The 24,325-nt window shown below is 62.6% G+C and carries 20 protein-coding genes; 14 read left to right on the top strand and 6 right to left on the bottom strand.

Translation table 11 applies throughout. The features are described from left to right. Positions 1–57 precede the first annotated feature (57 nt). Entirely contained in the window at positions 58–1,185 is a 1,128-nt protein-coding gene (locus tag C4K27_RS05165; RefSeq protein ID WP_053259721.1) for an NAD(P)/FAD-dependent oxidoreductase, read from the top strand. 86 nt (positions 1,186–1,271) lie between these two features. Further along, positions 1,272–1,898, top strand: coding sequence for a helix-turn-helix transcriptional regulator (locus C4K27_RS05160; protein ID WP_053259720.1), 627 nt, complete (start codon positions 1,272–1,274; stop codon positions 1,896–1,898). A 93-nt stretch (positions 1,899–1,991) separates the two neighbouring features. On the opposite strand, the gene C4K27_RS05155 is transcribed toward C4K27_RS05160, so the two are convergent. The 6 genes from C4K27_RS05155 to C4K27_RS05130 all read right to left on the bottom strand — a co-directional run bounded on the left by C4K27_RS05155 (position 1,992) and on the right by C4K27_RS05130 (position 7,377). Next, on the bottom strand, positions 1,992–2,768 hold the full coding sequence (locus C4K27_RS05155; RefSeq protein ID WP_009042280.1) for an ABC transporter substrate-binding protein: 777 nt from the start codon (positions 2,766–2,768) through the stop codon (positions 1,992–1,994). Between the two features lie 309 nt (positions 2,769–3,077). Beyond that, complete coding sequence (gene moaE, locus C4K27_RS05150) at positions 3,078–3,530, bottom strand: molybdopterin synthase catalytic subunit MoaE (RefSeq protein ID WP_053259719.1); 453 nt, start codon at positions 3,528–3,530, stop codon at positions 3,078–3,080. 1 nt (position 3,531) lies between these two features. Continuing rightward, positions 3,532–3,774 carry a molybdopterin converting factor subunit 1 gene (gene moaD / locus C4K27_RS05145; RefSeq protein WP_007932097.1) on the bottom strand — a complete coding sequence of 81 codons (243 nt, stop codon included), beginning with the start codon at positions 3,772–3,774 and terminating at the stop codon, positions 3,532–3,534. Beyond that, the gene (moaC, locus tag C4K27_RS05140) at positions 3,771–4,244 is read right to left on the bottom strand and encodes a cyclic pyranopterin monophosphate synthase MoaC (RefSeq protein ID WP_007932096.1); all 474 of its coding nucleotides are present in this window, start codon (positions 4,242–4,244) and stop codon (positions 3,771–3,773) included. Before moaC ends, moaD begins: the two co-directional genes overlap by 4 nt. Positions 4,245–4,509: 265 nt before the next feature. After that, a complete protein-coding gene (locus tag C4K27_RS05135; RefSeq protein WP_007929389.1) occupies positions 4,510–5,904 on the bottom strand; it encodes a PhoH family protein in 1,395 nt (464 codons plus the stop codon). A gap of 348 nt (positions 5,905–6,252) precedes the next feature. Further along, positions 6,253–7,377 carry a polysaccharide deacetylase family protein gene (locus tag C4K27_RS05130; RefSeq protein ID WP_053259718.1) on the bottom strand — a complete coding sequence of 375 codons (1,125 nt, stop codon included), beginning with the start codon at positions 7,375–7,377 and terminating at the stop codon, positions 6,253–6,255. A gap of 226 nt (positions 7,378–7,603) precedes the next feature. Between C4K27_RS05130 and yaaA the strand changes: the two genes are divergently transcribed. The 12 genes from yaaA to C4K27_RS05070 all read left to right on the top strand — a co-directional run bounded on the left by yaaA (position 7,604) and on the right by C4K27_RS05070 (position 24,323). Continuing rightward, entirely contained in the window at positions 7,604–8,383 is a 780-nt protein-coding gene (gene yaaA / locus C4K27_RS05125; RefSeq protein WP_053259717.1) for a peroxide stress protein YaaA, read from the top strand. Between the two features lie 813 nt (positions 8,384–9,196). Further along, positions 9,197–10,513 carry a nucleotide sugar dehydrogenase gene (locus C4K27_RS05120; protein WP_009042275.1) on the top strand — a complete coding sequence of 439 codons (1,317 nt, stop codon included), beginning with the start codon at positions 9,197–9,199 and terminating at the stop codon, positions 10,511–10,513. 219 nt (positions 10,514–10,732) lie between these two features. Next, positions 10,733–12,214: a mannuronan synthase gene (gene alg8, locus C4K27_RS05115; RefSeq protein ID WP_009042274.1), complete on the top strand. Its 1,482-nt coding sequence runs from the start codon at positions 10,733–10,735 to the stop codon at positions 12,212–12,214. 35 nt (positions 12,215–12,249) lie between these two features. Beyond that, the gene (locus tag C4K27_RS05110) at positions 12,250–13,419 is read left to right on the top strand and encodes an alginate biosynthesis protein Alg44 (protein WP_053259716.1); all 1,170 of its coding nucleotides are present in this window, start codon (positions 12,250–12,252) and stop codon (positions 13,417–13,419) included. Positions 13,420–13,445: 26 nt separating this feature from the next. After that, positions 13,446–14,978, top strand: a complete 1,533-nt coding sequence (gene algK / locus C4K27_RS05105) for an alginate biosynthesis TPR repeat lipoprotein AlgK (protein WP_053259715.1) — start codon at positions 13,446–13,448, stop codon at positions 14,976–14,978. Beyond that, the gene (locus tag C4K27_RS05100) at positions 14,975–16,462 is read left to right on the top strand and encodes an alginate export family protein (protein WP_007932832.1); all 1,488 of its coding nucleotides are present in this window, start codon (positions 14,975–14,977) and stop codon (positions 16,460–16,462) included. The genes algK and C4K27_RS05100 overlap by 4 nt, the downstream gene beginning before the upstream one ends. Before the next feature lie 26 nt (positions 16,463–16,488). Continuing rightward, a complete protein-coding gene (gene algG / locus C4K27_RS05095; RefSeq protein WP_053259714.1) occupies positions 16,489–18,093 on the top strand; it encodes a mannuronan 5-epimerase AlgG in 1,605 nt (534 codons plus the stop codon). 11 nt (positions 18,094–18,104) lie between these two features. Then, positions 18,105–19,553 carry an alginate O-acetyltransferase gene (locus tag C4K27_RS05090; RefSeq protein WP_007932828.1) on the top strand — a complete coding sequence of 483 codons (1,449 nt, stop codon included), beginning with the start codon at positions 18,105–18,107 and terminating at the stop codon, positions 19,551–19,553. Positions 19,554–19,560: 7 nt separating this feature from the next. Further along, positions 19,561–20,685, top strand: a complete 1,125-nt coding sequence (locus C4K27_RS05085; protein ID WP_053259713.1) for a mannuronate-specific alginate lyase — start codon at positions 19,561–19,563, stop codon at positions 20,683–20,685. A gap of 212 nt (positions 20,686–20,897) precedes the next feature. Beyond that, complete coding sequence (locus C4K27_RS05080) at positions 20,898–22,463, top strand: MBOAT family O-acyltransferase (RefSeq protein ID WP_053259712.1); 1,566 nt, start codon at positions 20,898–20,900, stop codon at positions 22,461–22,463. 11 nt (positions 22,464–22,474) lie between these two features. After that, positions 22,475–23,650 carry an alginate O-acetyltransferase gene (locus C4K27_RS05075; protein WP_007930047.1) on the top strand — a complete coding sequence of 392 codons (1,176 nt, stop codon included), beginning with the start codon at positions 22,475–22,477 and terminating at the stop codon, positions 23,648–23,650. A 16-nt stretch (positions 23,651–23,666) separates the two neighbouring features. Next, positions 23,667–24,323: an alginate O-acetyltransferase AlgF gene (locus tag C4K27_RS05070; RefSeq protein WP_053259711.1), complete on the top strand. Its 657-nt coding sequence runs from the start codon at positions 23,667–23,669 to the stop codon at positions 24,321–24,323. Positions 24,324–24,325: the final 2 nt, after the last annotated feature.

The raw sequence follows: 24,325 nt of genomic DNA, 5'->3' as shown, positions 1-24,325 counted from the left end.
ATCGCGGGAAAGCCTCGCTCCTACAGACGCGCGTTATCCCCTTTTTTGGAGGCTCGAATGACCCAGGCAGACTTCATCATCATCGGCGGCGGCATTGCCGGTGCCTCCACCGGCTACTGGCTGTCGCGCCATGGCCGGGTGCTGGTGCTGGAACGCGAATCGCATCCGGCCTACCACTCCACCGGGCGCTCCGCGGCGCTCTATACCGCCGCCTATGGCACACCCCAGGTACGCGCCCTGACCCTGGCTAGCCGGGACTTTTTCGATGCTCCGCCGGAAGGGTTCTGCGAGCACCCGCTGCTGACCCCGCGCGGCGAAATGACCGTGGACTTCACCGGCGACCCCAGCGAGCTGAACAACCAGTACCTGAGCGCCAAGGCCACGGTGCCGGAAATGCAGCTGCTGAGCGCCGACGAAGCCTGCGCGCGCCTGCCGATCCTGCGTCGCGAGAAGGTCCACGGCGCCCTCTACGACCCAAGCGCCAGCGACATCGACACCGACGCCCTGCACCAGGGTTACCTGCGCGGCATCCGGCGCAACCAGGGTGAGGTGCGTACCGACTGTGAAGTGCTGGGGCTGAGCCGCGACGAACAAGGCCAGTGGCAGGTACGGACCGCCGGCCAGACCTTCAGCGCGCCCATCCTGATCAACGCCGCCGGCGCCTGGGCCGACCAGGTCGGCGCCATGGCCGGCGCCCGGCCCCTGGGCCTGCAGCCGAAACGCCGCGCAGCCTTTATCTTCGCCGGCCCCGAAGGCGTCGATATCCACCATTGGCCGATGCTGGTGAGCCTCGACGAATCCTTCTACATGAAGCCCGACGCCGGCATGTTCCTCGGCTCGCCGGCCAACGCCGACCCGGTGGAGCCCCACGACGTACAGCCGGAAGAACTGGACATCGCCATGGGCATCTACCAGATCGAAGAGGCCACCACCCTGACCATTCGCCGTCCGACCCGCACCTGGGCCGGCCTGCGCAGTTTCGTCAGCGACGGCGACCTGCTGGCCGGCTTCGACCCCCAGGTACCGGGCCTGTTCTGGGTCGCCGCGCAAGGCGGCTACGGCATCCAGACCTCGCCAGCCATGGGCCAGGCCAGCGCTGCCCTGGTGCGTGGCGAAGCCTTGCCGGAGCAACTGGCGCGCTTTGGTCTGGACGCCGCCATGCTCTCCCCCGTCCGCCTCGGCTGACCCCGCTCAGTGACGCGCCCCAACGATTGCGGCACACTCGCAGCACCCTGCCTCGCAGGGCGCTGACACCGCCTGGAGAACCACCCATGACCTCACCCGCGCAGGACCCTGTCCTGGATAACTTCCGGGCGATCGCCGATGCCATCGCCACGCTGTTCTTCCCCCATGCCGAGGTGGTCATCCACAATCTGCGCACGCAGAAGATCGACTACATCGCCAACAACATCTCCAAGCGCGAAGTGGGCGACGACTCCGCCCTCGAAGACATGCTCGGCGAGGACGCCAATGAGCGGAATATCGGCCCCTACGAAAAGCTCAACTGGGACGGCCAGAAGATCCGCAGCCTCAGCAGCGTGCTGCGCGACGGCAGCGGCCAGCCGTTGGCGGTGCTGTGCATCAACCTGAATATTTCGCTGTTCGAGAATGCCAAGGCGGCGCTGGACCTGTTCCTCTCGCCGAGCAAACTGATCCCGCAACCAGACTCGCTGTTTCGCGACGACTGGCAGGAGCGCATCAACACCTTCCTGCACAACTGGCTGCGCGAACGTCAACTGGGCCTGAACCTGCTGACCCGCGAACACAAGCGCGAACTGGTGCTGGCGCTGCACGCCGAAGGCGCGTTCAAGGGTAAAAGCGCCGCCAACTATGTGGCCAACGTGCTGAACATGGGGCGGGCGACGGTGTACAAGCACCTGAAGGAATTGAAGGGCTGACAGCCTCTAAAAGCATCGCGGGCAAGCCTCGCTCCTACAAACCACAGGAGCGAGGCTTGCCCGCGATGGCGTCCTCACGAACGCCACACGACATCAGTCGCCGTAGATGTCGGACTTGAAGTACTTCTCGGAAATCTTCTGATATTCGCCACTGGCGCGAATGCCATCGATGGCGCTATTCAACTGGCTGACCAGCTCGGTATTACCCTTGCGCACCGCGATTCCCGCGCCCTCACCCACGTATTTCGGGTCCTTCAGTTCCGGCCCGACAAACGCATAGCCCTTGCCGCGCGGCATCGACAGGAAGTCATTCAGCGGGATGGTGTCCGCGAAAATCGCATCGAGGCGCCCGGCCGCCAGGTCCATGTAGATCTCTTCGTTGTTGCTGTAGCGCTTGACGTTGATGCCCTTGGGCTCGAACACTTCGGTGGCGTAGCGGTCAGTGGTGGTCGCCCGTTGCACACCGACGTTCTTGCCCTTGAGGCTGGCGTATTGGTCATCGACCGTGGCGCCTTCCTTCATCACCAGCCGCGAGGAAGTGAAGTAGTACTTGTGTGTGAAGTCGACCGACTTCTTGCGGTCTTCGTTGATGGTCATCGAGGACAGCGCCATGTCGATCTTCTTCACTTTCAAGGAGGGAATCAGGCCGTCGAATTCACCCTCGACCCATAGGCACTTGACCTGCATCTGCGCGCACAGGGCATTGCCGATGTCGTAGTCGAAACCGACGATCTCGCCCTTGTCGGTTTTCGAGGCGAACGGCGGATAAGCCGCCTCGATGCCGATGCGCAGGGTTTTCTCGGCGGCAAACAGGCTGCTGCACGCCAACAGGCTCAGGGCCAGGCCACTGATGAGGGGGAGTTTCTTCATATTCGTTCTCTCGCGGGTTGTTGTTGGTTTGGCAAGACAGAAGAAAGGAGTGAAACGGTGGAGCCTTGTTTGTACTTGTAAATCCATACTGGACTTTTACGTATATTTCGTCAACGCAGCGGATGTGGCTCAGCTGGCCTTTGGTCGAGAGACAGAAATGGGAAAACAGGGAAATGGAGGGTGCAGCTGAGGGCCTATCGCGGGCAATCGAGCATCGACCGGCCGCTCCTACAGAAGCCATGCAATCCTCTGTAGGAGCGAGGCCTGCCCTCGATGAGGACTTGCGGTCAATACGGATGAATCAGGCAATCATTCTTTCCAACGATCCGCCGCCGCGTGATCGCTGTCGCGACCTTCCACCCAGCGCGGGCCATCGGCGGTGGTTTCCTTCTTCCAGAACGGCGCGCGGGTTTTCAGGTAGTCCATGACAAAGGCACAGGCGTCGAATGCCGCCTGGCGGTGGGCGCTGGCGGCGCCGACGAAGACGATCGGCTCGCCCGGCTCCAGCGCGCCAATGCGATGCAGCACTTCCAGCTTGAGCAGCGGCCAGCGCTGTTCGGCCTCGGCGGCGATCTTGCCGAGGGCCTTTTCGGTCATGCCCGGGTAATGCTCGAGAAACATCCCGGCCACATCCAGGCCATCGTTGAAATCACGCACGTAGCCGACAAAGCTCACCACCGCGCCGACGCCGACATTCGCCGCATGCATCGCGTTGACTTCCGCCCCCGGATCGAAGGTGCCCGATTGCACACGAATCGCCATGTCAGCCCCCGGTCACGGTAGGAAAAAACGCCACTTCGTCGCCGTCGCTCACTGGCTCGTCGAGCTGGCACAGGTCTTCGTTGCGGGCGCACATCAGGTTCTGCTCGCTGAGCACTTCGGCGCCCTCGCGTTGGGCCAGCAGGGCACGCACATCGTCGACCGTGGCGAAATCGCCGGCGACCCGCAGCGAATCCACGCCCAGCGCCTCGCGATAGCGGGCGAAAAATTTCACGGTCAGGTTCATTGTTCACCCGCCTGGTAATGACCGCTCTTGCCGCCCAGCTTCTCCAGCAAGCGCACGCCTTCGATGGTCATGCCGCGGTCCACGGCCTTGCACATGTCATAGATGGTCAGGGCGGCGACGCTGGCGGCGGTCAGGGCTTCCATTTCCACCCCGGTCTGCCCGGCCAGCTTGCAGCGGGCAACGATGCGCACGCTGTCCTCGCCTTCGGCGCTGAGCTCGACCTTGACGCTGGTAAGCATCAGCGGATGGCACAGGGGGATCAGATCGCTGGTCTTTTTCGCCGCCTGGATGCCGGCGATGCGCGCCACGGCGAACACATCACCCTTGGGGTGACCGCCGCTGACGATCATTTGCAGGGTTTGCGGGAGCATGCGCACCCGGGCTTCGGCCGTGGCTTCGCGGGACGTCACGGCTTTGTCGGTGACGTCGACCATATTGGCGCGACCTTGGGAATCGAGATGAGTCAGCACAGCCTTACTCCTGATCAGGAAAGGCGATTGTAAACCCGAGGGTCAAATTTCCGCACGTTTGATTACGCAATCCTTGTAGCCGCTGGCGCAGCCTGCGATCGGCCGCGTAGCGGACGTGCTCCGGACTTCCCCAGGGTTACCGGTGAAACGCAACAAGTCCTCTGGCGTCTGCTGCGCATCCGATCGCAGCCTGCGGCAGCGGCTACAGAAGTTTCATCCAGGCACAAAAAAACGGGCGGCCTCGCGGCCGCCCGTCTGACGAGGGTTACAGATGGGATTCGGCGTATTCGGCCAGAATCGAGCGTGGCACCCCTTGCAGGGTGATGTGCACCCCGTTGGGGAAGTCCTTGAAGCGTTCAGTGAGGTAGGTCAGCCCGGAGCTGGTCGCGGACAGGTAAGGGGTATCGATCTGCGCCAGGTTGCCCAGGCACACCACTTTGGAACCGGCGCCGGCACGGGTGATGATGGTTTTCATCTGGTGCGGGGTGAGGTTCTGGCATTCGTCGATCAGGATCAGGCTCTGCTGGAAGCTGCGGCCACGAATGTAGTTGAGGGATTTGAACTGCAGCGGCACCTTGCTGAGGATGTAGTCGACGCTGCCATGGGTGCTTTCGTCATCCATGTGCAGGGCTTCGAGGTTGTCGGTGATGGCGCCGAGCCAGGGCTCCATCTTTTCCGCTTCGGTGCCCGGCAGGAAGCCGATCTCCTGGTCCAGCCCCTGCACGCTGCGGGTGGCGATGATGCGCCGATAACGCTTGCTGACCATGGTCTGCTCGATGGCTGCGGCCAGGGCCAGGATGGTCTTGCCTGAACCGGCAGCCCCGGACAGGTTGACCAGGTGGATGTCCGGATCGAGCAGGGCGAACAGCGCCAGGCCTTGATAGATGTCGCGCGGTTTCAGGCCCCAGGCTTCCTGGTGCAACAGGGGTTCCTGATGCAGGTCGAGAATCAGCAGCACATCGGCGCGAATCTCCTTGATCCAGCCGACGAAACCCTGTTCGTCGATGATGAACTCGTTGATGTGCACCGCCGGCAGGTTGTCGGTGAGTTGCACCTGGTGCCAGGTGCGGCCGTGATCCTGGCGGGTTTCCACCTTGCTCACGCGGTCCCAGAAGGAACCGGTCATGTTGTGGAAGCCATTGGGCAGCAAAGCCACGTCGTCGACCAACTGGTCGGTACTGTAGTCCTCGGCGGCGATCCCACAGGCGCGCGCCTTGAGGCGCATGTTGATGTCTTTGGTCACCAGCACCACGCGCAGCTCCTTGTCGCGCGCGTGCAGGTCGATCAACTGGTTGATGATGATGTTGTCGTTGAGGTTTTCCGGCAGCAGGCTGTTGGGCTCGGAGCGCTTGCTCATGAGGATCGACAGCAGGCCTTTGGGGCCGCTCTTGCCACGCTGGATAGGCACACCCAGCTCGACGTCTTCAGGCGAAGCCTCACCCAGGGTCTTGTCGATCAGGCGAATGGCCTGGCGGCATTCCGCTGCAACGCTGTGATGGCCGCTCTTGAGCTTGTCGAGTTCCTCCAGGACGATCATCGGGATCGCCACATGGTGTTCTTCGAAGTTCAGCAGGGCGTTTGGATCGTGAATCAATACATTGGTATCGAGTACATAAAGGATTGGCTGGTTGGAGGAAGGGCTACGTCCGTGGTCATCCATACTCGGTCACCTTATGTGGGGGCCAGTCGACGCAATACCATGGCGGTGCTGCGCCTCGAATTGACCGTCGAATTCACCCGCAGGGGTTCGAGTGAAGTGCACACAAAAGGAGTCTTGGGAGACGCCACCTGTGTTGCAGGTTTCGGCGGTCTGACTTCGTAATACTCCAAAACCTGTGACAGGAAAAAGCACTTTGACGCTTTTTTTAAGTTTATTTTGCAGAGTGACGAATAGCCCTTGGCGCGCTGCCCCGGCACCGTTAAAGTCGGAAGTCCGCCTGCCTCGAAATCCTGGCCAAAATCGGCAAAAACCTCCTCTCCCCCCGTAAATACGGACCTTTCGTCATTTTTAGCGAAACGCGTCCTGACAATCCTCCCAACCGATTCCGCTCTGCGCCGTCTGCGTCAGCAACCAGGGCAATGCCGTCTTCACCGCATCCTGCCGGGCGTTGAAATTGATCACCCCGTGCCGCCACAACAGCATCAGGGTCAGCACCCGCTGGCCGCTCTGTTCGCCCTTGAGCTTGCCGGCGCCGTCCTGCGGATCGATGTCCCACAGCGCCACCTGCAAGCCCTGTGCATTAAAGAAGGCCTGCGCATCCGCCCGGCGCTGACCGTAGGGCGGGCGAAACAGCGGCACGTAGTTTTCCGGCAGCTTGCCCTTGGCCAGCTCGACGCTGCGCTCGATCGAGTCCTGCCAATCCTGCCAATGGCTGTGGGAACGATACTCCCAGCCCAGCACACCCACGCACTGCTGCGAATACAGAGCCTGCAGGCTGGCCACCGAACGCTGCTCCAGGCGGCTCTGCAACTCGCTGCCAAGCACGAAGAAGGTGCCGTTCATGTTCGACTTGCGCAGGTATTCGGTCAGCCAGGGGGTGTTGTCCGGGGCGAGATTGGCGGCGCTGTCGAAGGTCAACAAAAACAGCCGGTCGTTGAGCTCGTCGCCATTGCGCTCGTAGTCGCCAAAACGCTCGATCTCGCTGGCGGTCTGGGGAAACAGCGCGGCCTTGCGCAGCAGCTCGTCCAGATATTGCTCATGGAAGGCCCGGCTCGGTTCGGCCCAGCGGGCGTAATAGGAGTCATCGCCCAACTGGAACTTGCCGGCCTGCTCGCGCAGGGTGTCCATGTCTTCCACCAGGAAACAGAAGGAAGCGTCCTGGTCGCAGCTCTGCTGGGCGAAGTTGTAATTGCTCAGCAACTGCTGCCAGAGCCGCTGGCGGACGGTATCGATCGACGCCATGTTGATGATCCGCAGGCCCAGGCGCTGCTTCAACGAGGCTTCATCCCAGGCCTCGCTGTCCAGCAGGGCACGGGCGAAGGTGAGGATCTCCGCCCGCGACGCCACGTCGAACAGGGTCGGGTTGCCGAGCTGTTCCGGCCAGGTGCTGCGATCCAGGGTCGCCACCTCGTTCGGCGCCGCCAGGGCGCCGAAACTCAACAGCCAGATCGAAAGAAAAAACGCGCTGCGCAAAGGGATGTCTCCATAACAAAACCCGCGCGGCACTATAGCCGATGCCGGCCTCTCGGCCCTATTGCCTAGGCCGCTCCCCTTCCCTTTATAGAGAGCGGACACGCGCCTCCCCGCAGCAGGCCATCGCCGATCGACGGACGACCGGCGGCATGCCCTATTGCCTTCATAGGTGGAGTCAAAGCGCCCAAGCCCCTAGAATCCCCCGACGCTTACAGGAGACGACTTCATGCTGATGGTGATTTCACCCGCCAAGACCCTCGATTTCGAGACCCCGCCCGTCACTCAACGCTTCACCCAGCCGCAGTACCTCGATCACTCCCAGGAACTGATCCTGCAATTGCGCGAACTGAGCCCGGCGCAAATCAGCGAACTGATGCACGTCTCCGACAAGATCGGCGGCCTCAACGCCGCGCGCTTCGGCAGCTGGACCCCGGCCTTCACTCCGGCCAACGCCAAGCAGGCGTTGCTGGCGTTCAAGGGCGACGTGTACACCGGCCTGAATGCCGAAACCCTGGGCGAAGCCGATTTCGACTACGCCCAGCAGCATCTGCGCATGCTTTCCGGCCTGTACGGCCTGCTGCGCCCGCTGGACCTGATGCAGCCCTATCGCCTGGAAATGGGCACCAAGCTGGCCAACGCCCGCGGCAAGGACCTGTACGCCTTCTGGGGCACGCGCATCAGCGAATGGCTCAACGAAGCCCTGGCCGAACAAGGCGACGACCTGCTGCTCAACCTGGCTTCCAACGAATACTTCTCGGCGGTCAAGCGCACGGCCCTGAACGCCCGGATCATCAATACCGAGTTCAAGGACCTGAAGAACGGCCAGTACAAGATCATCAGCTTCTACGCCAAGAAGGCCCGGGGCATGATGAGCCGCTTCGTCATAGAAGAACGCATCAACGACCCGGCGGCCCTCAAGCAGTTCGATGTCCAGGGTTACCGCTACAGCGCCGAACAGTCGAAACCCGATAATCTGGTTTTCCTGCGCGATCACGCACCGGAATAACGCACGCGGTCGATGCACTGGTTTCGCGCAAACGAGTGCGTCGACGAGCGGTCACTTTCCTCTTTGACTCCCGCCAAAACGCCAAACAATTGGCGCCAAAATATTTTCTTCTGAATTTATAACTTTTGTTTCACTCGACAGAGGTCATTTTTTTCAGTAGTGGCACACAAATTTTTTAGCGGTAGTGGCATAAAAATATCCCCGCGCTTTAACTCCCCATAACTAAAGGCTGAAATGGTAAGTGCTATCAATATGAAAGCAGTGCCATCTTTTGCAATATTTCAAGAAATTTCAGAAAACAGGATCAGCGGTCTGGAACTATGTCCTGAACCACCGCTCATACCACCGGTAACGATTCTCAGCGAGTTTGTAGGAGATGACTTACATGGGATCCAACGACAGTAGCGAAGTTGTCATATTGTCCTGACCTACTGCTCAGGAACTCGAACTCAGGGTCAATACACAGGAGATAATGCACCATTACTATCCCCTACAAGGCCATGGCATAGCCCGCCTTAAAGCGCTTCCGGGAGCGTGTAACTACCTGATTATCATGGGCCTGCTCCTATAAATCAGGATTATCGCCAACCTCGGAGCTGCCTTCCAGCAGGAAGGACGGCAACATTTAAGGGCAGCCCCTACAACAAGGCCAAGTTGCGCACAACTTGAGTGCACTTATTTAGACACTCGGAACTTAGTCTGCCTGCACTGGATATCTCAACGCCTGTTCGTTGAACTTCCGAGTGCGTAATTACAGCTGGCAAACATTAACTCCGGCCATCTAATGGCGTGAATAACACAGAGGTAAATGCGATGCGCATCAGCATATTTGGTTTGGGTTACGTCGGCGCGGTATGTGCCGGTTGCCTGTCTGCACGGGGCCATGAGGTCGTTGGCGTCGATGTTGCCAAGGACAAGATCGACATGATCAACGCCGGTAAATCGCCGATCGTTGAACCGGGTCTGGGTGAACTTCTGGCGCAAGGTATTCAAACCGGTCGTCTGCGCGGAACCACCAACTTCGCCGAGGCGATTCGCGACACTGACTTGTCGATGATCTGTGTCGGCACGCCCAGCAAGAAGAACGGCGACCTGGAACTCAACTACATCGAAGCGGTATGCCGCGAGATCGGTTTTGTCCTGCGCGACAAGACCTCCCGCCACACCATCGTGGTGCGCAGTACCGTACTGCCGGGCACTGTCGCCAACGTGGTGATCCCGATCCTCGAAGACTGCTCCGGCAAGAAGGCCGGCGTCGACTTCGGCGTCGCGGTCAACCCTGAGTTCCTGCGTGAAAGCACCGCGATCAAGGACTACGACTTCCCACCGATGACCGTGATCGGCGAATTCGACAAGGCCTCGGGCGACGTCCTGCAATCGCTGTACGAAGAACTCGACGCACCGATCATCCGCAAGGACATCGCTGTCGCCGAGATGATCAAGTACACCTGCAACGTGTGGCACGCCACCAAGGTCACCTTCGCCAACGAGATCGGCAACATCGCCAAGGCCGTCGGCGTCGATGGTCGTGAAGTGATGGACGTGGTCTGCCAGGACAAGACCCTCAACCTGTCCCAGTACTACATGCGCCCAGGCTTCGCCTTCGGCGGTTCCTGCCTGCCCAAGGACGTGCGCGCCCTGACCTTCCGCGCCGGTTCCCTGGACGTCGAAGCGCCGCTGCTCAACTCGCTGATGCGCAGCAACGAGTCCCAGGTGCAGAACGCCTTCGACATCGTCTCCAGCCACGATAAGCGCAAAGTCGCCCTGCTCGGCCTGAGCTTCAAGGCCGGTACCGACGATCTGCGCGAAAGCCCGCTGGTGGAGCTGGCGGAAATGCTGATCGGCAAGGGCTTCGACCTGAGCATCTACGACAGCAACGTCGAGTACGCCCGCGTCCACGGTGCCAACAAAGACTACATCGAGTCCAAGATCCCCCACGTCTCGTCCCTGCTCAACGCGGACTTCGACTCGGTGATCGACAACTCCGACGTGATCATCCTCGGCAACCGCGACGAGAAGTTCCGTGCCCTGGCCGAAGACGTGCCGCATGGCAAGCAGGTCATCGACCTGGTCGGGTTCATGTCCAAGGCCACCAGCGCGAGCGGCCGGACCGAAGGTATCTGCTGGTAACCAGCGGTATCGGGGGCAGTCCCCCGTTCCTGTAGCCGCTGCCGCAGGCTGCGATCGAACCCGAAGGGTCGCGACGTACCTGCAACCGCCGGAGGTCCTGCGGACCTATCGCAGCCTCCGGCAACGGCTACAGGAATGTGCCCCCTTTGGCTTTTTTGCCTGCCTTAACCCCATCGGGCCACCCCACAGGCTCGCCCGAGATCGAGACGGATGCAGATTATGCACAGGCTAAAGCACGGCCTACTTCAGGCCGCAGGTTGGCTGTTTTTCTTGAGTTTACTGATGGGTCTCGCCCTGGCGTTGCCCGCGTCCACATTCGACTCCGAATCGAAGGACTTCATCTTCCTGATTGGCGCCGTGGGTATCTGGCGCTACTCGATGGGTGCCACGCATTTCGTGCGCGGCATGCTGTTTCTCTACGTGGTCTACCCGCACCTGCGCCGCAAGGTCCGCAAGCTGGGCAAGGCCGCCGATCCGTCCCACGTGTACCTGATGGTCACCAGCTTCCGGATCGACGCCCTGACCACCGCCCAGGTCTATGGCTCGGTGATCCGTGAAGCCATCGACTGCGGCTTCCCTACCACCGTGGTCTGCTCGATCGTGGAGATGTCCGACGAGCTGCTGGTGAAAAGCCTCTGGGCCCGCATGAACCCGCCAGCCCACGTCAAGCTCGACTTCGTGCGCATCCCCGGCACCGGCAAGCGCGACGGCCTGGCCTTCGGTTTCCGCGCCATCTCCCGCCACCTGCCGGACGACCGCGCCGTGGTAGCGGTGATCGACGGCGACACCGTGCTCGGCGAAGGCGTGGTGCGCAAGACCGTGCCCTGGTTCCAGCTGTTCGGCAACGTCGGCGGCCTGACCACCAACGAGTTCTGCGAAGTGCGCGGCGGCTACATCATGAGCGAATGGCACAAGCTGCGCTTCGCCCAGCGCCACATCAACATGTGCTCCATGGCCCTGTCCAAGCGCGTGCTGACCATGACCGGACGCATGTCGGTGTTCCGCGCCAGCGTGGTCACCAACCCGGACTTCATCGCCGACGTGGAAAGCGACTCGCTGCAACACTGGCGCCTGGGCCGCTTCAAGTTCCTCACCGGCGACGACAAGTCCAGCTGGTTCAGCCTGATGCGCCTGGGCTACGACACCTTCTACGTGCCCGATGCGGCGATCAACACCGTGGAACACCCGCCAGAGAAGAGTTTCATCAAGGCCAGCCGCAAGCTGATGTTCCGCTGGTACGGCAACAACCTGCGGCAGAACTCCCGGGCCCTGGGCCTGGGTCTCAAGCGCCTGGGCCTGTTCACCAGCGTGGTGCTGTTCGACCAGCGCGTGTCGATGTGGACCTCCCTGCTCGGCCTGACCGTGGCCCTGATCGCCAGCTTCAAGTACGGCACCGCCTTCATCCTGGTGTACCTGCTGTGGATCGGTATCACCCGCCTGCTGCTGACCCTGCTGCTGTCCTGTTCGGGGCACCGGATCGGCCCGGCCTACCCTTTGATCCTCTATTACAACCAGATCGTCGGGGCCCTGGTGAAGATCTACGTGTTCTTCCGCCTCGACCAACAGTCCTGGACCCGCCAACCGACTGCTCTGTCCCGTGACCTCGCCAGCTTTCAACGTTGGTTCAACACCTGGTCGTCTCGGACCATGACCTTCTCCGCCGGCAGCATTTTCGTCGCCGCGCTGCTGCTGATGGTCTGACCCGCCTTGCCTGAATTAACTAGGAAATCGCCCTTATGAACACCGCCGTGAACGTCAATGTAGTGCATGAATCCGAAGCCCAACGCCAACACGCCCGGGTCAAGATCCCGGCCAAGCTGCGCTTCTTCGGCCCCGACCGGACCCCGGTCGAGGCGCGGGTCATCGACCTCTCCGCCGGCGGCCTGAGCTTCAACTGCGGGCAGTTGCCGATCAAGGTCGGCGACGTGCACAAGGGTCGCCTGCAGTTCGTCATCGACAACCTCGGGCTGGCCATGGACGTGGAGTTGCAGGTGCGCTCCGTGGATCGCCAGAGCGGCCGGGTCGGCTGCCAGTTCCAGAACCTCGAGCCCCAGGACATCTCGACCCTGCGCCAGCTGATCACCTCGCACCTGGCCGGCGACATCGTGACCATGGGCGACGTGCTCGCCACCCTGCAGCGCGACAACTTCACCAAGGCGCGCAAGAACAAGGACGCCGGCCACGGCATGAGCGCCCTGGGCCGCCTGCGCGCGGTGACCTTCAGCGCCGGGATCTTCGTCGTTGGCCTGGCGGCCTTCGGCTTCATCCTCAAGTCAGTGTACGGCATGTACTTCGTCAGCCACGCCCAGGCCGGCCTGGTCAGCGCGCCGGGGATGAACGTCACCATGCCGCGCGACGGCACCGTGCAGAGCCTGATCCAGGCCGACGGCGTGGCCGCCAAGGGCGCCCCGCTGGCGACCTTCAGCACCAGCATGCTCGACGTGCTCAAGGGCCATCTGAACGAAGACCAGCTGCAACCGGCCAAGGTCGAGGAACTGTTCGGCAAGCAGATGACCGGCACCCTGACCTCGCCCTGCGACTGCACCGTGGCCCAGCAAATGGTTGCCGACGGCCAGTACGCCAGCAAGGGCGACGTGATCTTCCAGCTGGTCCCGCGTAACAGCCAGGCCAACGTCGAAGCGCGCTTCTCCTACCGCCAGTTCGCCGACGTGCGTCCGGGGACCAAGGTCAGCTTCCAGATCGCCGGCGAAGACGACGTACGCAGCGGCACCATCGTCAGCAGCACCAGCCTCAACAGCAGCGACCTGTCTTCGGACATTCGCGTGCAGATCAAGCCCGACGCCCCGCTGAGCAGCGCCTTCGCCGGCCGCCCGGTGGAAGTCAGCAGCGATCGCGGCCCGTCTGTGAACTGGCTGATCGACAAAGCCATGGCTGCCGGTCTCTAACCATGAATATTCATACCCCACTCCCGATGACGAAAACGGCCCCTGTAGCCGCTGCCGCAGGCTGCGATCGAGTGCAACGCACTCGTGAAGGGGATGAATGCGGTCTGGCGAACACAGCGCGCCGTCCGGAACCCGTCCGCTACGCGGCCGATCGCAGCCTGCGGCAGCGGCTACAGGGTTCGGCATTGCTGTTGCCTCTGGTGACCGCCATGGCCCTGGCCGGTTGCGCCGGCCTGCCCGACCAGCGCCTGGCCAACGAAGCCCTGAAGCGCGGCGACACCGTGCTCGCGGAGCAGAACTACCGGCAGCTGGCGGACCTGGGTTACAGCGACGCCCAGGTCGGCCTGGCCGATATCCAGATGGAAACCCGCGACCCGGCGAAGATCAAGCAAGCCGAGGCGACCTACCGCGCCGCGGCCGACACTTCGCCGCGGGCCCAGGCGCGCCTGGGTCGCCTGCTGGTGGCCAAGCCCGGCTCCACCGAAGCCGAGCACCACGAAGCCGAAGGCCTGTTGAAAAAGGCCTTCGCCAATGGTGAAGGCAACACCCTGATCCCGCTGGCGATGCTCTACCTGCAATATCCGCAGAGCTTCCCCAAGGTCAACGCCCAGCAGCAGATCAGCCAATGGCGCAGCGCCGGCTACCCGGAAGCCGGCCTGGCCCAGGTGCTGCTGTATCGCACCCAGGGTACCTACGACCAGCACCTGGCCGAGGTGGAAACCATCTGCAAGGCGGCTCTGAACGTCACCGATATCTGCTACGTCGAACTGGCCACCGTGTACCAGAAACGCGGCCAGCCGGAGCAACAGGCCGAGCTGCTCAAACAGCTGCAGGCCGGCCACGCCCGCGGCGCCATCAGCGCGCAACGGGTCGACAGCGTGGCCCGGGTGCTGGGCGATGCGAGCCTGGGCAAGACCGACGAGAAAACCGCGCAGGCGCTGCTGGAGCCGATCGCTCCCGCCTACCCCGCCTCCTGGGTCACCCTGGCGCAGCTGCTCTACGACTTCCCTGAACTCGGCGACGTCGACAAGATGATGCAGTACCTGGACAACGGTCGCGCCGCCGACCAGCCCCGCGCCGAACTGCTGCTGGGCAAGCTCTACTACGAAGGCAAGATGGTCCCGGCCGACGCCAAGGTCGCCGAAGAACACTTCAAGAAGGCCCAGGGCAAGGAAGTCGCCGCCGATTACTACCTCGGCCAGATCTACCGCCGCGGCTACCTGGGCCAGGTCTATCCGCAAAAAGCCCTGGACCACCTGCTGACCGCCGCGCGCAACGGCCAGAACAGCGCCGACTTCGCCATCGCCCAGCTGTTCTCCCAGGGCAAGGGCACCAAGCCCGACCCGCTCAACGCCTATGTCTTCAGCCAGCTGGCCAAGACCCAGGACACCCCGCAAGCCAACGAGCTTGCGCAACAACTCGAAGCCCAACTGCCGCCAGGCCAACGCGCCGAGGCCCAACGCCTGCTGCAACAGGAGCAGGCCGTGCGTGGCGCCTTGAGCCAGAACACGTTGGAACTGCACGCGCTGCAGGAAGAAGACGGTGAGGAATCCCTATGAAGTTGAATCCATTCGTGAAGGCCGGTATCGGCCTGAGCTTCGCCCTGATCTGGTCCTGTCCGACGCTCGCGGCCATCACCGAGAGCAAGAACTTCGGCCTGGAAGTGAAGATCACCGGCCAGTCCGAAGACGACCGTGACCTCGGCACCCTGGGCGGCGGCGACGTCAACGGCGTCGGCCTCGACCTGCGGCCCTGGGTCTACGGCGAAAGCGGCAACTGGAGCGCCTACGCCATGGGCCAGGCGGTGACCTCGACCGATATCATCGAGACCGACACCCTGCAGCAGTCCGACGGCGCCAGCACCGAAAGCAGCAACAACAGCGACCGCAAGAGCAAGAAGAACTACCTGGCGATGCGCGAGTTCTGGATCGGCTACAGCGGCCTCACCCCCTACCCGGGCGAGCAGTTGAAGTTCGGTCGCCAGCGCCTGCGCAACGACGACGGCCAATGGCGCGACACCAACATCGAAGCCCTGAACTGGACCTTCGACACCACCCTGCTGCGCGCCAACGTCGGCATCGCCGAGCGCTTCAGCGAGTACCGCACCGACCTCAAGGAGCTGGCGCCGGAAGACAAGGATCGCCTGCATGTCTACGGCGATGTGGCCTACCAGTGGACCCCGGGGCATTGGGCTGGCGTGCGCGCTCACCACAGCCACGACGACGGCAAGCTCGACTACCCGGTCCCGGGCGAAGCCACCGACTCCCTGGACAAGCGCCAGAACGGTGACCTGACCTGGCTTGGCCTGGAAGCCAACAGCGACGCCTACAACTGGCGCAACACCAACACCGTCAACTACTGGGCGAGCATCACCGGCATGAGCGGCGACCGCGACAAGGTCAACGCGCTGAACGCCGACGGCACCCGCCCGGCCCAGGCCAAGAGCGGCGAGAGCCTCGACGGCTGGGCCACCGACCTCGGCGTGCGCCTGCGCCTTGACCCGAAATGGCAGGTCGGCGCGGCCTACGCCCGCGCCAGCGGCGACTACGAACAGAACGGACTGGAAAGCAACCGCTCGAACTACACCGGGACCCGCTCGCGGGTGCACCGTTTCGGCGAAGCCTTCCGCGGCGAAATGAACAACATGCAGACCGCCACCCTGTTCGGTTCCTGGATGCTCGCCGACGAATACGACGCCAGCCTGATCTACCACAAGTTCTGGCGCGTGGACGGCAACAAGCCGGTGGGCAGCAACGGTATCAACGCCGTGGAAAACAACTACGACGACGCCACCGGCGCCCTGCTCTCCAGCTCGTCCCTGCCGCTGCGCGATGGCGAGAAAGACCTTGGCCAGGAAGTGGACCTGGTGGTCACCAAGTACTTCAAGCAAGGCCTGCTGCCGGCCGCGCTCAGCCAGTCGATCGACGAGCCTTCGGCGCTGGTGCGCTTTCGTGGCGGCGTGTTCAAGCCGGGCGATGCCTATGGCAAGAACGTCGACTCGTACATGCACCGCGCCTTTGTCGACGTGATCTGGCGCTTCTGATGCGAGCCGCCAAGGGAGTGCCTGAGATGAACAGCCCGATGAACAGCCCAGCGATAAGAGGCTCGATCAGCCTGTTGGCCAGCGCCATGCTGCTGGCCAGCAGCGCCGTCTTCGCCAACGTCGAACCGGCCCCGGCCGCTACGTCCGGCAAGCTGCCGACCGTGGCCAAGGAGCTGCAACAGGCCAAGACCTACACCGTCAGCAGCGCGCCCACCGCGCCGCTGAACCTGGCCAAGCCGGCCCTGCCCGACCTCTCCGGCTACACCGCCGAAGCGGCGGCGGCGAAGATCGTGCGCAGCAAGCCCGGCAAGATCAGCGTGCGCCGCATGATGCAGGAAGACGCGCTGAAGGACTTTATCGGCGGTGACAACAAGATGGCCGAATGGGTGGTGCGCCAGCACGGCATCCCCCAGGCGATCTTCATCGACGACGGTTACGTCAACCTCAAGGAGCTGGCGAAGAAGCTGCCCAAGCAGTACATCAGCGAAACCTCGCCGGGCGTTTACCTGGCGCGGCTGCCGATCGTGGTCGGGCGCAAGGGCATCCTGGAAATCGACCAGCAGACCCAGGAACTGCGCCTGTCCCAGGAAGGCGGTTCGTTCCTGGTCAACGACGGCCAGCTGTTCGTGCGCGACACCAAGGTCACCGGCTGGCGCGAGAAGGACAACGGCCCGGCGACGTTCAACTCGCCCAAGGAATTCCGTCCGTTCCTGCTGGCCTGGGGCGGCACCGAGACCTACATCGTCAACAGCAAGATGGCCAGCTTCGGCTACGCCAACAGTAAGTCCTACGGCGTGAGTATTTCCCAGTACACGCCGAACATGGCCAAGGTGCTCAAGCGCCCCGAACCCACCGGCTGGATCATCGGCTCTGAGTTCTCGGACATGTGGTACGGCTTCTATTGCTACGAGACCCGCGACTTCGTGGTCAAGGGCAACACCTACAAGGACAACATCGTCTACGGCATCGACCCCCACGACCGTTCGCACCGGCTGATCATCGCCTACAACACCGTCTACGGGACCAAGAAGAAGCACGGGATCATCATTTCCCGGGAAGTGAACGACAGCTTCATCTTCAACAACCGCAGCTACGAGAACAACCTTTCGGGCCTGGTGATCGACCGTAACAGCGTGAACAACCTGATCGCCGACAACGAGATCTACCGCAACCACACCGACGGCATCACCCTCTATGAGAGTGCCGACAACCTGCTGTGGGGCAACAAGGTGATCAGCAACCGGCGCCATGGCATCCGCATTCGCAACAGCGTGAACATCCGCCTGTACGAGAACGTCGCCATGGCCAACGGCCTGACCGGCATCTACGGCCACATCAAGGACCTCTCCGACACCGACCGCGACATCAAGCTCGACCCGTTCGACGCCCAGGTGTCGCTGATCGTGGTCGGCGGCGAGCTGGCTGCCAATGGCAGCGGCCCGATGTCCATCGACTCGCCGTTGAGCGTCGAGCTGTACCGCGTGTCCATGCTCGCCCCGACCAAGAGCAGCGGCATCAGCTTCTCGGGGATCCTCGGCGAGCGCCAGGACGAAATTCTTGACCTGCTGGTGCGCCAGCAGAAAGCCGTGCTGATCGACCCTGTCGAACGCCAGACCGAAATGCGCGATTGAGGATGACTGTCATGCGCCCACACCTGATCAAACTCTTGAGCCTCTCGGCATTGACCGCGGGCATTCTCGCCGCCAGTAACAGCGCTCGCGCCGATGAAACCCAGGCACCGAAGTTCACCGCCGAGCCCTGCTGCAACCTGTGCCCGGCGGCCCATGACGCGAAGAACTACACCACCCGCTACCAGCAGAACTTCACCACCCTGGTGCAAGCCCAGGGCGACTGGCTGTTCCGTACCCAGGAAGACCTGCGCACCGAATTCAACACCACGCCGGAAGGTTATCGCCGCCTGCAACAGCTGCACGACGCCTTCAAGAGCAAGGGCGTGGAGCTGGTGCTGGTGTACCAGCCGACCCGCGGCCTGGTGAACCGCAACAAGCTCAACCCACAGGAGAAGGCCAGCTTCGACTACGACAAGGCACTGAAAAACTACCAGGGCATGCTCGGCCGTTTCGCCCAGATGGGCTACGTGGTACCGGACCTGTCGCCGCTGACCAACGAGCAACTGCCGGAGACCCTGCCGGCCCACGACTTCTACTTCCGCGGCGATCAGCACTGGACTCCGTACGGCGCCCAGCGCACGGCGAAGATCGTGGCGCAGAAGGTCAAGCAGTTGCCGGCCTTCGCCGACATTCCCAAGCGTGAGTTCGAGACCCACAAGTCCGGGCGCATGGGCAAGACCGGCACCCTGCACAACATGGCCGGCCAGCTCTGCGGCACCAGCTACGCGATCCAGTACATGGACCAGTTCACCACCGAACCCAAGGGCGAGGCCGGCGACGGCGACCTGTTCGGCGATTCCGGCAACCCGGAGATCACCCTGGTGGGCACCAGCCACAGCGGCAAGAACTACAACTTCGCCGGCTTCCTGCAGGAAGAGATCGGCGCCGACATTCTCAACGTCGCCTTCCCCGGCGGCGGCTTCGAAGGCTCCATGCTGCAGTACCTGGGCAGCGAGGAATTCCAGACCAAGCCACCGAAGATCCTGATCTGGGAATTCTCGCCGCTGTACCGCCTGGACCAGGAAACCATCTACCGGCAGATGATGGCCCTGCTCGACAACGGCTGCGAAGGCAAGCCGGCGCAAATGAGCGCCAGCGCCACCCTCAAGCCCGGCAAGAACGAGCTGATGGTCAACAGCAAGAACATGGACCTGCGCAACAGCAGCCACCAGGTCGATATCCGCTTCGCCGACACCTCGGTGAAAACCCTGCAAGCCACCCTCTGGTACATGAACGGGCGCCACGAGGACATCAAGATCGACAAACCGGAAACATCCGACACCGACGGGCGTTTCGCCTTTGAACTGCGCACCGACGAAGACTGGGCCTCGCAGAACCTGCTGGCAGTCGAAGTCCAGGGTCCGGAAGCCGGCGCCGCGGCACAGAAAGTCGAAGCGAAAATTTGCAAACGCAACGTATTCCCGGATGCCGGTCAACGCACCGCGCAAATCGGGCAATGAGGTTCCTATGCAAAGCAAAACGCTGAAACAGTTACTGGCACCGAGCCTGTTGAGCCTGGCGATGTTCGCAGGCGCAACCCAGGCCGCGGCCCCACTGCGCCCGCCCCAGGGTTATTACGCGCCGGTGGATAAATTCAAGAGCGGCGACCACAGCGAAGGCTGCGACGCCATGCCCGCGCCTTACACTGGCTCGCTGCAATTTCGCAGCAAGTACGAAGGTTCGGACAAGGCTCGCGCGACCCTCAATGTGCAATCGGAAAAGGCCTTTCGCGACAGCACCGCCGACATCACCAAGATCGAGCGCGGCACCAGCAAGCGGGTGATGCAGTTCATGCGCGACGGCCGTCCGGAACAATTGGACTGCACCCTGAGCTGGCTGAGCGCCTGGGCCCAGGCCGATGCGTTGATGTCCAAGGACTTCAACCACACCGGCAAGTCCATGCGCAAATGGGCCCTGGGCAGCATGGCTTCGGCCTACCTGCGCCTGAAGTTCTCCGACTCCCATCCGCTGGACACTCACCAGCAGCAGGCGCAGCAGATCGAGGCCTGGTTCAGCAAGATGGCCGACCAGGTGGTCAGCGACTGGGACAACCTGCCGCTGGAGCAGACCAACAACCACTCGTACTGGGCCGCCTGGTCGGTGATGGCCACCGCCGTGGCGACCAACCGCCGCGATCTGTTCGACTGGGCGGTGAAGGAATACAAAGTCGGCGCCAATCAGGTCGACGCCGACGGCTTCCTGCCCAACGAACTCAAGCGCCAGCAACGCGCCCTGGCCTATCACAACTACGCCCTGCCGCCGCTGGCGATGATCGCCAGCTTCGCCCAGGTCAACGGCGTCGACCTGCGCCAGGAGAACAACGGCGCCCTGAAACGCCTGGGCGAGCGGGTGCTGGCCGGGGTGAAAGACCCGGACGAGTTCGAGGAAAAGAACGGCAAGGAACAGGACATGACCGACCTCAAGGTCGACTCGAAATTCGCCTGGCTCGAACCCTTCTGCAGCCTCTACACCTGCGCCCCGGATGTACTGGAACGCAAGCACAAGATGCAACCGTTCAAGACCTTCCGCCTGGGTGGCGACCTGACCAAGGTCTACGACCCCTCGCACGAGAAGGGCAACAAGGGTTCGTAAGCGACACCTGTAGCCGCTGCCGAGGCACGAGGCTGCGACAAGGCTCGAAGAGCCTTCCGAGGTCCTCAAGAGCACGACCGCTTCGCGGCCGATCGCAGCCTCGTACCTCGGCAGTGGCTACGGACGAATGCAATACGCCGCCCCCGGTTTTTCACGGGGGGGTTTGGGGGGGCTCTGGCCCTTTACTGTTGGTCAAACATGGAGAGATCGGGATGGTTTTCTCATCCAATGTGTTCCTGTTCCTGTTCTTGCCGATCTTTCTCGGCTTGTACTACCTGAGCGGGCAACGCTATCGCAACCTGCTGCTGCTGATCGCCAGCTACGTGTTCTATGCCTGGTGGCGGGTGGACTTCCTGGCGCTGTTCGCCGGCGTCACCCTGTGGAACTACTGGATCGGCCTGAAAGTCGGCGCCGCCGGTGTACGCACCAAGCCGGCCCAGCGCTGGCTGCTGCTCGGCGTGGCGGTCGACCTGTGCATCCTCGGCTACTTCAAATACGCCAACTTCGGCGTGGACAGCATCAACGCGATCATGACCTCGTTCGGTCTGGAGCCGTTCATCCTGACCCATGTGCTGTTGCCGATCGGTATCTCGTTCTACATCTTCGAGTCCATCAGCTACATCATCGACGTCTACCGCGGCGACACCCCGGCCACCCGCAACCTGATCGACTTCGCGGCGTTCGTGGCGATCTTCCCGCACCTGATCGCCGGCCCCGTGCTGCGTTTTCGCGACCTGGCCGACCAGTTCAACAACCGCACCCACACCCTGGACAAGTTCTCCGAAGGCTGCACGCGCTTCATGCAGGGCTTCATCAAGAAAGTGTTCATCGCCGACACCCTGGCGGTGGTCGCCGACCATTGCTTCGCCCTGCAGAACCCGACCACGGGCGACGCCTGGCTGGGCGCCCTGGCCTACACCGCGCAGCTGTACTTCGACTTCTCCGGCTACAGCGACATGGCCATCGGCCTGGGCTTGATGATGGGTTTTCGCTTCATGGAAAACTTCAAGCAGCCCTACATCAGCCAGTCGATCACCGAGTTCTGGCGGCGCTGGCACATCAGCCTGTCCACCTGGCTGCGCGACTACCTGTACATCACCCTGGGCGGCAACCGCAAAGGCACACTGATGACCTATCGCAACCTGTTCCTGACCATGCTGCTCGGTGGCCTGTGGCACGGCGCGAACATCACCTACGTGGTCTGGGGCGCCTGGCACGGCATGTGGCTGGCGATCGAGAAAATGCTTGGCATCAACACTTCGCCGCGCAGCCTGAACCCGATCCGCTGGGCGCTGACCTTCCTGCTGGTGGTAATGGGCTGGGTGATCTTCCGCGCCGAGAACCTGCATGTCGCCGGTCGCATGTACGGCGCCATGTTCAGCTTCGGCGACTGGTCGCTGTCGGAACTCAACCGCGCCAGCCTCACCGGCCTGCAAGTGGCAACCCTGGTCGTGGCCTACGCCACCCTGGCGTTCTTCGGCCTGCGTGACCTGTATCGCAACCCGACGCCGGTCAAGAGCAAGCCTGAAATCAACACCGAGGCCGACGGTCCGGCCACCGCCCAGCCGGGGCTGATCAAGGCCGTACCGGGGGACAAGCCGGACAGCATCCACCAGCCGGGCTACACCGTGGGCGTCGAAGCCCAGGTCCAGCCGGCCTACTGGGTCGCCGACTGGCCGCGTTACGTGATGCGCGCCCTGGTGCTGCTGCTGTTCATCGCTTCGATTCTCAAACTCTCGGCGCAAAGCTTCTCGCCGTTCCTTTACTTCCAGTTCTGAGGGATCTGACCATGACCCGCTCATTACGCGTCTTCTACATTGCCCTGTTCCTGGTGACCCTGATGGTCCTGGGTCTGTGGTCGGTGCGCAGCTTCTTCGGCTTCAGCACCAACAACGACGCCACCGTGCTCAACGGTCGCTGGGCCAAGGCCGTGGAAACCCACTACGACGACGAGTTCCCGATCAAGCGCCTGGGCACCAACCTGTGGGCGGCCCTGGACTTCAAGCTGTTCAACGAAGGTCGTCCGGGCGTGGTGCTCGGCCGCGACCAGTGGCTGTACAGCGATGAAGAGTTCCACCCGATCGTCAACGAAGAACTCAACCTGCAAGGCAACTACGCGCTGGTCGAAGGCGTGCGCCAGGCCCTGAAAGAGAAAGGCGTGAAACTGGTGATGGCGATCGTGCCGGCCAAGGTGCGCCTGTACCCGGAACACCTGGGCGACGTCCAGCCGGCCAGCATCCACGCCAACCTCTACCAGGACTTCCACGCCCGGGTGGCGGCCGACAAGATCCTCGCCCCCGACCTGCTGGGCCCGCTGCAACAGGCCAAGCAGAACGGCCAGCAAGTGTTCCTGCGCACCGACACCCACTGGACCCCGGCCGGCGCCGAAGTCGCCGCCAACCAGCTGGCCAAGGCGATCGCCGACAAGGCACCGCTGATGGGTCAGCCGCAACGCTTCGTCACCGAAGCCGAGCAGACCGTGGTGCACAAGGGCGACCTGCGCCTGTTCCTGCCCCTGGACCCGCTGTTCGAAAACCTGATGCCGGCCAAGGAGCCGCTGCAAAAACGCGTGACCCGCGCCGCCGACGATCAGCCGGCCGCCGACGACGCACTGTTCGCCGACAACGAAGTGCCGGTGGCCCTGGTGGGCACCAGCTACAGCGCCAACCCGAACTGGAACTTCGTCGGCGCGCTTAAGCAGGCCCTGCACAGCGACGTGGTCAGCTACGCCGAAGACGGCCACGGCCCGGTGTTGCCGATGCTCAGCTACCTGAAAAGCGATGCCTTCAAGAACAGCCCGCCCCAGGTGCTGATCTGGGAGTTCCCCGAACGATATCTGCCGGTCAATAACGAAATCGGCGACGCCGACCCGCAGTGGGTCGCAGAGCTCAAACAAGCCGGCGCCCGCCAACAGAACGTAGCTGCACTCAACAAATCCGAGACGCCCGATCGGGCGCAAAACTGAAAGAGAGGTGACACCCATGACTTTCACTATCACTCCGCGTCGTCTCGCCAAGGCAATCACACTGGCTGCCGGCATGAGCGTCCTGTCCCTGCCCGCCTTCGCCGGTGGCGACGCCGCGCTGTACGGCCCGACTGCGCCCAAAGGCTCGTCCTTCGTGCGTATCTACAACGCCAGCAACCAGGAAGTCAGCGCCACCGTCGGCAGCACCAGCCTCAGCGACGTCGCGCCGCTGGCCAGCAGTGACTTCAGCTTCATGCCCGGCGGCGACTACACCGCCAAGGTCGGCAGCCAGAGCGTGCCGGTGAAACTCGCCGCCGACCACTATTACACCCTGGTCAACAACGCCAGCGGCCAGCCGCAACTGATCGAAGAGCCGCCGTTCAAGAACAAGCAGAAGTCCCTGGTCCGGGTGCAGAACCTGAGCGACAAGGCCCTGACCCTGAAGACTGCCGACGGCAAGACCGACGTGGTCCAGTCGGTGGCCGCCAAGGGCCGTGGCGAACGTGAAATCAACCCGGTGAAAGTCAGCTTCGCGCTGTATGAGGGCGAGAAAAAAGTCAGCGACCTCAAGCCGGTCGCCCTGGAGCGCGGCGAAGCCGCGGTGCTCTACGTCACCGGTAATGGCAGCAGCCTGTCGCCAGTCTGGGTCAAGCGCCCGGTCTCGACGCGCTGATA

Origin of the sequence: Pseudomonas chlororaphis subsp. chlororaphis (assembly GCF_003945765.1) — a bacterium.
GTDB classification, from domain to species: Bacteria; Pseudomonadota; Gammaproteobacteria; order Pseudomonadales; family Pseudomonadaceae; genus Aquipseudomonas; species Aquipseudomonas chlororaphis.
The sequence above is the reverse complement of the archived record's forward strand: the minus strand, read 5'-3'. Positions and strand labels throughout refer to the sequence as shown.